Raw genomic sequence first — 13,408 nt, 5'->3', positions numbered from 1 at the left:
GGTGACGCCCCGGGGGTCCCCTGCCGCCTGCGGATGACCGATTAAGGCTCCGGGGCACCCCCGGCATAGGATGGGACTCCGATCTCGCCGTGCAAAGGTGCCTGCCTTCCTCATGGACATCACACCCTCCGGAGTTCCCGACAAGTTCGCAGTACTCGGTCTGACTTTCGACGACGTGCTGCTGCAGCCCAACGAGTCCGACGTCATTCCGTCCGAGGCCGTCACCCGCTCCCGGGTCAGCCGCAACATCGAGGTGAACATCCCGCTGCTTTCCAGCGCGATGGACACCGTCACCGAGGCCCGGATGGCGATCGCGATGGCGCGCCAGGGCGGGCTCGGCGTGCTGCACCGCAACCTGTCGATCGAGGACCAGGCCCAGCAGGTCGATCTGGTCAAGCGGTCCGAGTCCGGCATGATCGCGCAGCCGATCACGATCGGCCCGGACGCGACCATCGGCGAGGCCGACGCGCTCTGCGGGCAGTACCGGATCTCCGGTGTGCCCGTCGTGGACGACGCAGGCGTGCTGGTCGGCATCGTCACCAACCGTGACATGCGGTTCGAGACGAGCCAGGACCGCCCGGTGCACGAGGTGATGACCAAGCAGCCGCTGATCCTCGGCAAGCAGGGCATCTCCGCGGACGACGCGATGGCGCTGCTCAGCAAGCACAAGGTGGAGAAGCTGCCGCTGGTCGACGAGGCCGGCAAGCTGACCGGCCTGATCACCCTCAAGGACTTCGTCAAGCGCGACCAGTTCCCGCTGTCCACCAAGGACGGCGCGGGGCGGCTGCGGGTCGGTGCCGCGATCGGCTTCTTCGGCGAGGCCTACAAGCGGGCGATGACCCTGGTCGAGGCCGGCGTCGACCTGCTCGTGGTGGACACCGCGCACGGTCATTCGCAGGCCCAGCTGGAGATCATCCGCAAGCTCAAGGCCGACCCGGCCACCCGCGGCGTCGACGTCGTCGGCGGCAACGTGGGCACCCGGGCGGGCGCTCAGGCGCTCGTCGACGCGGGTGCTGACGGCGTGAAGGTCGGGGTCGGCCCCGGTTCGATCTGTACGACGCGGGTCGTCTCCGGCGTCGGCGTGCCGCAGGTCACCGCGATCTACGAGGCTTCCCTGGCCTGCAAGCCGGCCGGCATCCCGGTGATCGGTGACGGCGGTCTGCAGTACTCCGGTGACATCGCCAAGGCCCTGGTGGCCGGTGCCGACACCGTGATGCTCGGCTCGCTGCTGGCCGGTTGCGAGGAGTCGCCGGGCGACCTGGTGTTCATCAACGGCAAGCAGTTCAAGGCCTACCGCGGGATGGGTTCGCTCGGCGCGATGCAGTCCGCCGGCGGCCTGCGCAAGTCGTACTCCAAGGACCGCTACTTCCAGAGCGACGTCGGCAGCGACGAGAAGCTGATCGCCGAGGGTGTCGAGGGCCAGGTGCCGTACCGCGGCCCGCTCGCCGCCGTCGCCCACCAGCTGATCGGCGGCCTCCGCCAGTCGATGTGGTACTGCGGATCGCGCACCGTCCCCGAGCTCCAGGAGAAGGGCCAGTTCGTCCGGATCACCTCGGCCGGCCTGCAGGAGTCGCACCCGCACGACATCCAGATGACGGTAGAAGCGCCGAACTACTCCGGCCGCTGACTTCCGTGAGCTGGATCCCTGCAATAGGACAAGGATCCAGGGTTCACGCTTTGTCTTGTGACAAGGTGTGAAGTGTCTAGGGAGACTGGACACCTACCGATGACGGAGGCAGAAATGGCTGCCGAGGTGCCGCTGCGAATGCTCGAGGTTCGTGGTCTGACTTCTCTGAGTCATGCCGTCCTGGAGCTGTCCAGCCCGGTCACTCTGTTGGTCGGTCCGAATGGCGCAGGTAAGAGCAACGTGGTCAATGCCTTCGAGATGCTCGGCCGCATCATCGACCAGCAACTGAACGACAGCCTGCTGACCGGTGGCGGTTTCGGCGCGCTCCTGCATCGGCCGACGGACCCCAGCCTGACTCCCGACGCGATCGAGCTCGAGGTCTGGGGTGAATGGCAAGGGAACATTTCCAACGGCTACAACGTCAGGGTCGAGGCTGCGAGCGACGACTCCGGCCTGGTACGCGAAACGATGCTGCTGCACGACCGCGCGAGGTTCGAGCGGCCCTACTCGACCACGTTGGCAGCAACTCGGGAGAGCACGTTGCGCTTCGAGGCCGAGCATGAGGCCAAGGCGGCGTACGTCCTCGGTGTCGTCGCAGGTTGCCGGGTCTTCCACTTCGACGACACCAGCGCCGACGCGCCGGTCAAACGTCGGGTGGACCCGGCGGACAACCTGGCGCCGGACGCGCGCAACCTGGCCGCAGTACTGCTTCGGCTTCGGACCGAGGAGCCGTCGAGCTATCGCCGGGTCATCCCGGCCGTCCGCACTGTCGCGCCGTACTTCGACGACTTCGTCCTGGAACCCGAGGCAACGCGATCCGGCTCCGTTGGCGGGAGCGTGGGCTGGACTCGGTCTTCTCCGCCGACAACCTCAGCGACGGCACCCTCCGATTTGTTTGCCTGTCTGTTCTCCTCTTGCAAGACCATGCTCCGGGCACCATCGTGCTGGATGAGCCCGAGCTCGGTCTGCATCCGTTCGCGATCCACCAGTTGGCCGCACTACTTCGGCGGGCGGCGAGCGATCGAAGGGTGATTGCCGCCACCCAGTCGGTGACACTGCTGGAGCAGTTCGGCGTCGAGGAAGTCGCGATCGTCGAACGAACCAGCACAGGCACGCAGATCCAGCGCCCGGATCCGGCCGCGTTGGAGGATTGGCTGGCCGACTACTCCCTGGGTGAGCTCTGGGAGAAGAATCTGCTCGGCGGTCGACCGCGTCCTGACGACTCACCGCGTGCGTGGAGCTGATGGGATTGCGTCAGATCGCCCCTGGTGGTCGAGGGGCAGACTGAATCTGCCTTTGTCGGCGAGATCCTGGCTCCGTATCTGCAGCAATTCGATATCTACGTCAAGGTATCTGCAGCAATTCGATATCTACGTCAAGCCGGTCATCGTCAAGACGTCCCGGCTGGCTGACGGTACGGCGTTCCGTGGTGGCGGTAGCTGGCGGCACTACGAGAGCGACCTCAGAAAGTTGCTCGGGGCGAAGCAGTTCAGTTGGGTATCGATCCTGGTCGACTTCTACGCCTACCCCTGGGACGCGCCAGGGGCCGACTGTTGTGCACGCCCGCATCAGCCGCGCGGCTGTGCCGAGCAACGCGTTCAGGCTATGGCCGCGACAATCGATCATCGACGCTTCGTTCCGAACGTAGTACTGCATGAGTTCGAGACTTGGGTCATCGCCGCGGCGATGGGATCAACTGCTGTCCTGGGCGAGCGGGCAGTCGCTACGAAGCTCAACGCTGAAGTCGATATCGTTGGCGGGGATGTCGAGTTGCTGAACGACTCGCCACTGACCGCGCCCTCGAAACGGGTACTGCGCTGCTGGCCTGACTATGACAAGGTCACTGACGGTATCGAGGTGATCCGGGAGGCGGGACTTGAAGCCGTGATCGAGCGGTGCCCGGGTTTGAAATCCTGGATCGATCAGCTGCAGGCCCACTGACCGTCGGCGGATGTTCCGATCGGTAGGCTGACCTTATGACCGAGATCGAGATCGGCCGCGCCAAGCGGGGTCGGCAGGCTTACGCGTTCGACGACATCGCGATCGTGCCGTCACGGCGGACCAGGGACCCCGAGGAGGTCTCGGTCGCCTGGCAGATCGACGCGTACCGGTTCGAGCTGCCGATCCTGGCCGCGCCGATGGACTCGGTGATGTCACCGGCCACCGCGATCGCGATCGGCAAGGCCGGCGGCCTCGGCGTGCTGAACCTCGAAGGTCTCTGGACCCGCTTCGACGACCCGACCTCGCTGCTGGCGGAGATCACCAGCCTCAGCCGGGAGCAGGCCGTGCACCGGCTGCAGGAGATCTACTCGGCGCCGATCAAGCCCGAGCTGATCTCCCAGCGGGTGCAGGAGATCCGCGATTCCGGGGTGACCGTGGCCGGCGCGTTGTCGCCGCAGCGGACCAAGCAGTTCGCCAAGCACGTCGTGGACGCGGGCGTCGACCTGTTCGTCATCCGCGGTACGACGGTCTCGGCCGAGCACGTCTCGGGCCAGGCGGAGCCGCTCAACCTCAAGCAGTTCATCTACGACCTCGACGTCCCCGTCATCGTCGGCGGCTGCGCGACCCACCAGGCCGCACTGCACCTGATGCGGACGGGCGCCGCCGGCGTACTGGTCGGCTTCGGCGGTGGCGCGGCGCACACGACTCGCAAGGTGCTCGGTGTCGCGGTGCCGATGGCGTCGGCGGTTGCGGATGTCGCGGCGGCCCGCAGGGACTACATGGACGAGTCCGGCGGGCGATACGTGCACGTCATCGCCGACGGCTCGGTCGGCCGGTCGGGCGACGTGGCCAAGGCGATCGCCTGTGGCGCGGACGCCGTGATGGTCGGCTCCCCGCTGGCCCGGGCGAGCGATGCCCCGGGCGGTGGCTTCCACTGGGGCGCCGAGGCCTGGCACGCGGACCTGCCCCGTGGTGAGCGGGTCGAGGTCGGCGTCACCGGCACGATGGAGGAGATCCTGTTCGGCCCGTCCTGGGTCCCGGACGGCACGATGAACCTGGTCGGCGCGCTGAAGCGGGCGATGGCGACCACCGGCTACACGGAGCTCAAGGAGTTCCAGCGGGTCGAGGTCGTCGTCGGGTGAGCACCGGGATCCTGCTGCTGCACGGTTCGAGCGGCATCCCGGATCTGGATCGCGCCAGGATCCTGCAGGCCGAGGGGTACGACGTCCTCGCGCCGAAGTGGTTCGACGAGCGGGTCAGCGAGATCCCGCTGGAGTCCTTCCCGCTCGACGAGCTCGCGGCCCGCAACGACCGGCTGGTCGTGATGGGCAGCTCCTTCGGTGCCGAGGCAGCCCTGCTGCTCGGCACGGTGGACGACCGGATCGAGGTGGTGGTCGGGTTCGCGCCGGCCGCCCACGTCTGGGCCTGGAGCGAGAACGGCGTGCAGACCTCACATTGGAGCTGGCAGGGCGAGCCGTTGCCGTTCGTTCCGTTCGACACCGGGTGGCGGCCGACCGACGATCCGCCGAGCTATGTCGACGGTTACCGGCACCACCTGAAGATGTTCCCCGCCGAGGCCGCGGCGGCCCGGATCCCGGCCGAGCGGTTCAAGGGAGACCTGCTGCTGATGGCCGGCGGCGACGACAAGGTGTGGCCGTCGGTGGAGTTCGCCGAGCAGATCGCCTTGCGGCGCGGCAGTCTGGAGACCCGGGCGATGATAGGTGCCCAGGCCGGGCACCGGTTCGTGTTTCCGGGGGAGGAGCCGAAGACCGGTGGGCAGGCGATGGCGCGCGGTGGATCGGACCAGGCCGACCGCGCCTTCGGTGCCCGGGCGTGGCCGGTTCTCCTCGAGGTCCTGGCCGGCTGACAAACCCGCCGTCCTGCCAACCGCAGGGTGATTGTGAGGTGGGGCACTTTGCGTGGCGGCGGTGTCGGTTGGGTGGTTCTGGAAGGATTGAGCCATGGGACTGTTCAGCCGCCGCAGCAAGGACGCCGATAACGTTGCCCTCTCCGCCGCGCGGGCGCAGCTCTCCGCCGAGGACGTGGATCAGATCCGCTTCCTGCTCACCACCAAGAAGACTCTCTTCGCGGTGAAGTACGTGAAGGAACGCACCGAGATCGACCTCCACCAGGCGCGCGACCTGGTCGAGGAGATCCGCCTCGGCCGCTATGTGCCGCCGATCAGCGACACCCCCGTACTACGGATGCCCGGCGCCAACCTCGCCGAGCGGACCCGGGCCCTGAAGGCAGCCGGTGAACTGCACCAGGCAACCGCCATGGTGGTCAGCGAAACGGGCATGACCGAAGCCGAGGCCGGCCTCTTCGTCGGCGCCCTCAACCTCGACCTGCAGGACAACTAGCCCTTCACGTAGGAGAGCTTCTCCGCGACTTTGCCGTCGCGCAGGCGCAGTACGTCGACTCCGCGAACGTGACCGCGCTGTCCGTCGGCTTCGTTCCAGGAGAACCGCCAGCGGACGATCGCGCGGTCGCCCAGGACGACCGACTCCTCGGTCTCGAAGAGGGCGCCGTCCGTCTGGCCGAACAGCTGCTGCCACTGCTCGCGGACGGCCTCGGCCCCGACCACAAGGGTCCCGTCCGGTGCGGGTGAGGTCGACTCGAAGACGCAGTCCGAGGTCATTTCGGCCATGATCGCGTCGACATCTCCCAGTCCGAACGCCGCACCGAGCCGCCCCACCGCCGCGTGCGCCGGAGTCCATCCCGGGTCCCGGCCGAAGGCGCCCAGCAGCGACGCGGTCGGGTCGGAGAATCCTTCGAGCCGGGCGCCGATCGCGCCGCCGCCTCGGTAGAGGTCCTCCCGATCCTTGAACCAGGTCGCGATCCCGTCCACGACCTCCGGATCCAGGTGTGCCGGAGCGCCGATCGAGACGGCCAGATCCCAGCCGTGCACTAGATGATCGGCGGCCAGTTGGTACACGTACTCGGCCGCCTGCTCCTCGCCGTACGAGAGCTGGACGGTGGCGCCTCGTAGTACAGGCTCGGTGACGGAGTTCTGGGCGGCGCGGGCGGCGTGGGACGCGGCCGATGCCGGGTCGTCGCCGAGCAGGTCGCCGTCGAGGGAGTCGCCGATGTCCTCGATGGTCCGGCCGGCCAGCAACGGCACGGTCCAGAGCTCCTCGCCGACGACGTGGTTGACCAGCTCCCGCACGTCCCACTCCGAACAAGGCGTCGGATCACCCCACTGATCCGGCCCTACCAACGCCACCAGGCGAACGAAATCCTCGCTGGCGCGACGATGAAACTCGACAACGTCCATGATCAACCCCCTTAGCGCCAGCGTGCTCCCGCTGGTGAGGGGGCGTCAATGCTGCAGTTGCTGGGCCGCGTCGTGGGCGTGCTGGGAGGCGGTGAAGTCGCCGGTCGCGGCGAGCAGGTCGCCGTGGTGGCGGTAGCAGGCGCCGGCGAGGTCCTTCACCTCGCCGTTCGTCATCGTGAACGGCATCAGCGCGGTCGCCACCTCGGCGCTCCAGCCGGCCAGGTCCAGCGCCATCTCGGTCTGCCCGGCCGCGTGGTACGCCTCGGAGATGTCGAGCAGCACCTGCGCCCAGATCGGTGCGTAGGTACTCGTCTCGTACCGCATCCGGTGCGACTCGCGCTCGGACGAGATCGCGAACAGGTAGTGCGCCTCCAGACCCAGCGTCAGCGCGGTCTCGCTGTCGTACGGCATCATCGGGCGGACCAGCTCGGCCAGCTCGGTCGCCCGGACCGCGGCCGACTCGGGGTCGGTCCGGCCGGACACGGTCGCCAGCGTCATCCCGGGCGCGGGCTCGCTCAATGCCATCAGCCGGTAGTACTGCTCGTAGGGGCCGAGCTTGATCTCGGCGTTTTCCAAGGCGGTCGTCAGCGACGGCGGGATGCCGCGATCCAGCTCCTCGGAGACCCGGGCGGCCGTCTCGGGGTCGGTCGCGACCGCGGTCCGAAGGCAGGTCTCGCCTTCGATCACCCGGCCGACGATGCCGAGGTGTTTGCCCTTACGAGTCAGCGCGGACACCAGGGTCCGCAGGTCGGTCGCGGACTCGGAGTCGGCGAGCGTGTCGGCCGTGGTCAGGCCGATCTCGTCGGCTTCGAGCGCGAGATCGAGCCGGCCCTCGGCCGCGTGCACGTCGGCGGACACGGCCGTCGAGGAGCACAGGTAACGCGCGTACGACAGTGACTGGGGGTTCGCGTTGATCTGGTCGGCCAGTTGCAGGAACAACTGGGTCGCCGCGTCCGCGGAAGCCACGGCCAGGTCGGGATCGCCGTACCTGCGCAGGATGAGCGCGTTCATCGCCAGCACCCGGGCGAAGTCGGGCTGATGCTGGATGCCTTCCTCACCGCCGACCAGTTGGCCGTACGCGATCACCGCGCCGTCCATCTCCAGCACCGCGGTCGCGCCGTACCCACGATGTGCCTGGGTCATCGCGCGCCGGGCACGGACGTCGGCCAGGAACGATGTGGCGTCCAGGACGCCGGCATCGCTGAGCTCGGTGTAGCCGAGCTGTGCCTCGTGCAGGGCGGCAAGCGCTTCCTCGTGCCGGCCCGAAGCATTCAGCGACCCCGCCAGCTCGTACTGCGTGGCCGCCATCAGATGCTTGGCCTCGTAGTGGTCCGGGCGATCGCCTGCTCGTTCTCTGGCAAGCTCGATCACGCGTTGCTGGTACGGCCCGGCCTCGTCGGCACGGCCTTCCTCGATCAGCACCTGGGCTGTCTGCAACGCCTCGCCGAGCTCGTCCTCAGGAGGCGTCCAAAGCCCCCCGCTGTCCACCATCTTTACAACCCCGCCCTTCACCTGTTCAGTCGCTCACACTAGCGTTTACCGCACCGAACTTCCTCACCTCCGCGACATCTGTATCCGTTGGCGTTATCAACTACTGACACAGCTGTTACCGGCAGGTAGCCTGGACAGATGAGCGAGCAGACGTCGATCCCTGCTGACCCCGAGCTCGACCCCACCGCGTCGTACGCGACCGACCAGTCGGTCATCCGTCGGCTGGGCGGTCTGTTGCACGCGACGGCAGGAACGCGCACCTCCTATGCACCCGCCACCGGGCAACCGGTTGCCGAGCTGCCGCTGTCCAGTCCCGACGACGTGATCGCCGCAGTACGGTCGGCGCGTCGCACCCAGCGGAGCTGGAAGAACACCTCGCTGGACGACCGCGCCGCGATCCTGCTGCGCTATCACGACCTCGTCCTGGATCACCGGCACGAGCTGGTCGACCTGGTCATCGTGGAGTCCGGCAAGGCTCGCAAGCAGGCCTTTGAGGAGGTCGCGCACGTCGCGCTGACCGCCCGGTACTACGGGCGCAAGGCCGCCGAGCTGCTGGCGCCGCAGCGCAAGCTGGGCATGTTCCCCGTGCTCACCCGCGCCGAGCAGCGGTTTGTGCCCAAGGGCGTCGTCGGCATCATCTCTCCCTGGAACTACCCGCTCAGCATGGCGATGGCGGACGGTATCCCCGCGGTCCTCGCCGGGAACACCGTTGTCCACAAGCCCGACAGCCAGACCCCACTGACCGCATTGCGCGCGATCGAGCTGCTGTACGAGGCCGGTCTGCCGCGCGACGTCTGGCAGGCGGTGAACGGTGACGGCCCGACCGTCGGCGGCGCGATCATCCAGAACACCGACTACATCTGCTTCACCGGCTCCACCAAGACCGGCCGGCTGGTCGCCAAGCAGGCCGGCGAACGCCTGATCGGCTGCAGCCTCGAGCTCGGCGGCAAGAACCCGATGCTCGTACTCCGCGACGCCGACGTCCATCGTGCTGCCGAAGGCGCCGTCCGGGCCTGCTTCTCCAGCGCTGGTCAGCTCTGCGTCTCGATGGAACGTCTGTACGTCGCCGATCAGATCTACGACGCCTTCGTCACCGCCTTCCTGGACCGGGTGAAGAAGATCAAGCTCTCGGCCGGCACCGGCTGGGACGTGGACATGGGCTCGCTCATCTCCAAGGCCCAGCTGGACACGGTCAGCCGGCACGTCGAGGACGCCAGGACGCGCGGGGCCGTAGTACTGGCCGGCGGTAAGGCGCGGCCGGAGATCGGGCCGTTGTTCTACGAGCCGACCGTGCTGTCCGGCGTGACGCCCGAGATGGAGTGCTTCGACCACGAGACCTTCGGGCCGGTGGTGTCGATCTACCGGTTCTCCGACGAGGCCGAGGCGATCGAGCGCGCCAACGAAGGCGAGTACGGGCTGAACGCGAGCGTCTGGACCAAGGACGGCCGGCGTGGCCGGAAGGTCGCCGCCCAACTGGTGGCCGGCTCGGTCAACGTGAACGAGGGCTACGCCGCCACCTTCGGCTCGATCGACACCCCGATGGGCGGGATGCGCTCGTCCGGCGTCGGCCGCCGTCAAGGCGTCGAGGGCATCCGCCGGTACGTCGACCCGCAGGCGATCGCGACGCAGCGGCTGGTGCCGATCGCCGCCTCGCACGGGATCAAGGACGAGGCGTACGCCGAACTGATGACCGGGGCGCTGCGGATACTGAAGAAGCTCGGCCGGGCCTGACCCACAACGAGGGATCACATATGAGCTTTGACCACGACGTCGTCATCATCGGATCCGGTTTCGGCGGCTCCGTCAGCGCGCTCCGGCTGGTGGAGAAGGGCTACGACGTCGGGGTGCTGGAGGCCGGGCCGCGGTTCGAGGACCAGACCTACGCGAAGAACTCGTGGGACACCAGGCGGTTCCTGTTCGCGCCGACGCTCGGGATGTACGGCATCCAGCGGATCAGCGCGCTCCGCGACGTGATCATCCTGTCCGGAGCCGGCGTCGGCGGCGGCAGCCTCGTCTACGCGAACACCCTGTACGAGCCGCTGCCCGCGTTCTACGCCGACAAGGCCTGGGCGCACATCACCGACTGGAAGTCCGAGCTCGCGCCGTACTACGACCAGGCGAAGCGGATGCTCGGTGTCACCACCTACCCGCACTTCACCCCGGCCGACGAGGTGATGAAGCAGGTCGCCGACGACATGGGGGTGGGGGACACGTTCCACCCGACCCCGGTCGGGGTGTTCTTCGGTGAGCCGGGCGTCGAGGTGGACGACCCGTTCTTCGGTGGCGCGGGCCCCCGGCGTACGGGCTGTATCGACTGTGGCGAGTGCATGACCGGCTGCCGGCACAACGCGAAGAACACGCTGACCAAGAACTACCTGTACCTGGCCGAGAAGGCCGGTGCCGAGGTGTACCCGATGACCACGGTGACGTCGGTCGAGCCGCTCCCGGACGGCGGGTACGCGATCGAGACCCGGCGTACGTCGAATCGCAAGGTAACGCGCAGATTCACCGCCCAGCAAGTGATCTTCGCCGCCTCCGCCCTCGGCACGGCCAAGCTCCTGCACCGCCTGAAGGACGAGGGCAAGCTGCCGAAGCTGTCCGAGCGCCTCGGGGTGCTGACCCGGACGAACTCCGAATCGTTGCTAGGGGCAATCTCCAGGGACCGGACCGTGGACTACAGCCGCGGGGTCGCGATCACCTCGTCGTTCCACCCGGACGAGATCACCCACATCGAGCCGGTCCGGTACGGCAAGGGCAGCAACGTGATGTCGCTGCTGCAGACCGTGCTGACCGACGGTGACGGGGACAAGCCGCGCTGGCGGGTCTGGCTGCGGGAGCTGGCCGTGCAGCGGAAGAACCTGCGCCGGCTGTACGACCTGAAGCACTGGTCCGAGCGGACCGTGATCGCGCTGGTGATGCAGACCGCGGACAACTCGATCACCACCTTCGGCAAGCGGGACCGTTTCGGCCGCTGGAAGCTGACGTCCAAGCAGGGCCACGGCGCCCCGAACCCGTCCTGGATCCCGGTCGCCAACGAGGTGGTCCGGCGGATGGCGAAGCTGATGAACGGTACGCCGGGCGGCACCATCGGCGAGCCGTTCAACGTGCCGATGACCGCGCACTTCATCGGCGGTTGCGCGATCGGCGACTCGGCCGCGACCGGCGTGGTCGATCCGTATCAGCGGGTCTACGGGTACGAGGGCCTGCACATCGTGGACGGTTCGACGATCTCGGCCAACCTGGGGGTCAACCCGTCCCTGACGATCACGGCCCAGGCAGAGCGGGCGTTGGCGTTCTGGCCGAACAAAGGCTCGGACGATGCCCGGCCAGCCGTCGGATCGGAGTACCAGCGGGTGGCGCCGGTCACACCGGCCAACCCGGTGGTGCCCGCGGATGCCCCGGCCGCCCTTCGGCTGCCGATCGTCGAGATCCGCTCGGCCTCAGATCCTGGCTAGACCCTCACATCTCTGAGCTCGCCTGCGTGCTCCGGGAGTTCTGGGCCGAGGAGCAGGCTGTGACGAAACCGTGACGCTATGACAACAATGCTCCGTAAACAGTGGGAGCCATGGGACTGAAAGACACAACTGAGGAAATGAAAAACCCTCAACCTTGGTCAGGTTGAGGGTAATTACCGCAGAAAAGGGAGCAGGTCCCTCGGGAACGTTTCCGCCCAAATCGTTTCCCGAGGGACCCACTCATGCCGGGGTGAGGCGCCCGGCGCTTTGGGATCGGGTCACCAGCCACAGCTGGCGACCCGAGCTCATGTGCCTCACTCTACTACCGATTCGAGCCATTTTGACCTGCTCACGGTGACCGTAATCACTCTGCGTGCTGATCTTAATGTGCGACATTTCAGTCGCTCCTCGTAATCAGAGGCTGTGTTCTTGCGATCACCGCCTCTGCACACATCAACGAGGCCACTCACACGGGGTTACGAGGTTGCAGAAAACTTTTCCTCGGAACTTCGCTGAGGCACTTCCGGGACGGGTGTTCCACGTGACGCCCCTCGCAGTGCGAACCGGCTGTGCTGCCTTACTGTGGGCCGACCGTTCGATGAGGCAGGAGAACCATGACCGACATCCTCGAGGTGGCTCGTGAGCAGGTACTGGAAAGAGGCGTCGGCCTCTCCCAGGAGCAGCTGGTCGAGGTCCTGCGATCGCCGGACGAGCAACTGGACGACCTGCTGGCGCTGGCGCACGAAGTACGGGTGAAGTGGTGCGGTGAAGAGGTCGAGGTGGAGGGCATCATCTCGCTGAAGACCGGCGGCTGCCCCGAGGACTGCCACTTCTGCTCCCAGTCAGGCCAGTTCACCTCGCCGGTCCGGGCGGTCTGGCTGAACATCCCCGAGCTGGTCGAGGCCGCCAAGGAGACCGCGAAGACCGGTGCGACCGAGTTCTGCATCGTCGCCGCCGTCCGTGGCCCGGATGCCCGGCTGATGTCGCAGGTGAAGGCCGGCATCGAGGCGATCAACGCCGAGGTCGACATCAACATCGCCTGCTCGCTCGGGATGCTGACCCAGGAGCAGGTCGACGAGCTCAAGGCGATGGGGGTGCACCGCTACAACCACAACCTCGAGTCCGCCCGCTCGTACTTCGGCGACGTGGTCACCACGCACTCCTTCGAGGAGCGCTGGGACACCTGCCTGATGATCCGCGAGTCCGGGATGGAGCTGTGCTGCGGCGGCCTGGTCGGGATGGGCGAGTCGCTGGAGCAGCGCGCCGAGCTGGCCGCGCAGCTGGCCGAGCTGGAGCCGCACGAGGTGCCGCTGAACTTCCTCAACCCGCGGCCGGGGACGCCCTTCGGCGACATGGAGATCATGGCCGGCAAGGACGCGCTGCGGACGATCGCCGCGTTCCGGCTGGCAATGCCGAAGACCGTGCTGCGGTACGCCGGTGGCCGTGAGCTGACCCTGGGCGACCTCGGCACCCGCGAGGGCCTGCTCGGCGGGATCAACGCGGTCATCGTCGGCAACTACCTGACCACCCTCGGCCGTCCGGCGACCGCGGACCTGGATCTGCTGGCCGACCTGAAGATGCCGGTGAAGGAACTCCAGAAGACGCTATGACCACAGTGCT

General features: G+C 67.5%; 11 protein-coding genes and 2 pseudogenes. 11 read left to right on the top strand and 2 right to left on the bottom strand.

The window, feature by feature from the left end; all coding sequences use genetic code 11:
- Positions 1 to 112 precede the first annotated feature (112 nt).
- From guaB to F1D05_RS14800, 8 genes and pseudogenes are all read left to right on the top strand, one after another.
- Positions 113 to 1,627, top strand: a complete 1,515-nt coding sequence (gene guaB, locus F1D05_RS14825) for an IMP dehydrogenase (RefSeq protein ID WP_185448240.1) — start codon at positions 113 to 115, stop codon at positions 1,625 to 1,627.
- A gap of 99 nt (positions 1,628 to 1,726) precedes the next feature.
- Positions 1,727 to 1,936 (top strand): annotated as a pseudogene (locus tag F1D05_RS42985) (AAA family ATPase); the annotation flags it as partial.
- A gap of 290 nt (positions 1,937 to 2,226) precedes the next feature.
- Positions 2,227 to 2,631 (top strand): annotated as a pseudogene (locus F1D05_RS42980) (AAA family ATPase); the annotation flags it as partial.
- A 24-nt stretch (positions 2,632 to 2,655) separates the two neighbouring features.
- On the top strand, positions 2,656 to 2,871 hold the full coding sequence (locus F1D05_RS38860) for a hypothetical protein (RefSeq protein WP_206686467.1): 216 nt from the start codon (positions 2,656 to 2,658) through the stop codon (positions 2,869 to 2,871).
- Between the two features lie 52 nt (positions 2,872 to 2,923).
- Entirely contained in the window at positions 2,924 to 3,568 is a 645-nt protein-coding gene (locus F1D05_RS14815; protein WP_185448239.1) for a DUF4276 family protein, read from the top strand.
- Between the two features lie 35 nt (positions 3,569 to 3,603).
- On the top strand, positions 3,604 to 4,710 hold the full coding sequence (locus F1D05_RS14810; protein WP_185448238.1) for a GuaB3 family IMP dehydrogenase-related protein: 1,107 nt from the start codon (positions 3,604 to 3,606) through the stop codon (positions 4,708 to 4,710).
- On the top strand, positions 4,707 to 5,435 hold the full coding sequence (locus tag F1D05_RS14805; protein ID WP_185448237.1) for an alpha/beta hydrolase family protein: 729 nt from the start codon (positions 4,707 to 4,709) through the stop codon (positions 5,433 to 5,435). Before F1D05_RS14810 ends, F1D05_RS14805 begins: the two co-directional genes overlap by 4 nt.
- A gap of 94 nt (positions 5,436 to 5,529) precedes the next feature.
- Complete coding sequence (locus F1D05_RS14800) at positions 5,530 to 5,928, top strand: hypothetical protein (RefSeq protein ID WP_185448236.1); 399 nt, start codon at positions 5,530 to 5,532, stop codon at positions 5,926 to 5,928.
- Here F1D05_RS14800 and F1D05_RS14795 read toward each other — a convergent pair.
- Both F1D05_RS14795 and F1D05_RS14790 read right to left on the bottom strand, forming a co-directional pair.
- Positions 5,925 to 6,842, bottom strand: coding sequence for a TIGR03086 family metal-binding protein (locus tag F1D05_RS14795; RefSeq protein ID WP_185448235.1), 918 nt, complete (start codon positions 6,840 to 6,842; stop codon positions 5,925 to 5,927). The genes F1D05_RS14800 and F1D05_RS14795 overlap by 4 nt on opposite strands.
- Positions 6,843 to 6,887: 45 nt before the next feature.
- Positions 6,888 to 8,333, bottom strand: coding sequence for a tetratricopeptide repeat protein (locus tag F1D05_RS14790; RefSeq protein ID WP_246486702.1), 1,446 nt, complete (start codon positions 8,331 to 8,333; stop codon positions 6,888 to 6,890).
- Between the two features lie 138 nt (positions 8,334 to 8,471).
- Here F1D05_RS14790 and F1D05_RS14785 point away from each other — a divergent pair, with 138 nt between their 5' ends.
- From F1D05_RS14785 to bioB, 3 genes are all read left to right on the top strand, one after another.
- The gene (locus tag F1D05_RS14785) at positions 8,472 to 10,064 is read left to right on the top strand and encodes a succinic semialdehyde dehydrogenase (RefSeq protein ID WP_185448234.1); all 1,593 of its coding nucleotides are present in this window, start codon (positions 8,472 to 8,474) and stop codon (positions 10,062 to 10,064) included.
- Positions 10,065 to 10,084: 20 nt separating this feature from the next.
- On the top strand, positions 10,085 to 11,788 hold the full coding sequence (locus tag F1D05_RS14780; protein WP_185448233.1) for a GMC oxidoreductase: 1,704 nt from the start codon (positions 10,085 to 10,087) through the stop codon (positions 11,786 to 11,788).
- A gap of 614 nt (positions 11,789 to 12,402) precedes the next feature.
- Positions 12,403 to 13,398 (top strand): biotin synthase BioB, encoded by a 996-nt coding sequence (bioB, locus tag F1D05_RS14775; RefSeq protein ID WP_185448232.1) that lies wholly within the window; start codon positions 12,403 to 12,405, stop codon positions 13,396 to 13,398.
- Positions 13,399 to 13,408: the final 10 nt, after the last annotated feature.

Origin of the sequence: Kribbella qitaiheensis (assembly GCF_014217565.1) — a bacterium.
Taxonomy (GTDB): Bacteria; Actinomycetota; Actinomycetes; order Propionibacteriales; family Kribbellaceae; genus Kribbella; species Kribbella qitaiheensis_A.
The sequence above is the reverse complement of the archived record's forward strand: the minus strand, read 5'-3'. Positions and strand labels throughout refer to the sequence as shown.

Bases quoted from the DNA above. Each gene is read 5' to 3' on its own strand.
- guaB (WP_185448240.1), top strand. From the start codon at position 113: ATGGACATCACACCCTCCGGAGTTCCCGACAAGTTCGCAGTACTCGGT.
- F1D05_RS14810 (WP_185448238.1), top strand. From the start codon at position 3,604: ATGACCGAGATCGAGATCGGCCGCGCCAAGCGGGGTCGGCAGGCTTAC.
- F1D05_RS14800 (WP_185448236.1), top strand. From the start codon at position 5,530: ATGGGACTGTTCAGCCGCCGCAGCAAGGACGCCGATAACGTTGCCCTC.
- F1D05_RS14795 (WP_185448235.1), bottom strand. From the start codon at position 6,842: ATGGACGTTGTCGAGTTTCATCGTCGCGCCAGCGAGGATTTCGTTCGC.
- F1D05_RS14790 (WP_246486702.1), bottom strand. From the start codon at position 8,333: ATGGTGGACAGCGGGGGGCTTTGGACGCCTCCTGAGGACGAGCTCGGC.
- F1D05_RS14785 (WP_185448234.1), top strand. From the start codon at position 8,472: ATGAGCGAGCAGACGTCGATCCCTGCTGACCCCGAGCTCGACCCCACC.
- F1D05_RS14780 (WP_185448233.1), top strand. From the start codon at position 10,085: ATGAGCTTTGACCACGACGTCGTCATCATCGGATCCGGTTTCGGCGGC.
- bioB (WP_185448232.1), top strand. From the start codon at position 12,403: ATGACCGACATCCTCGAGGTGGCTCGTGAGCAGGTACTGGAAAGAGGC.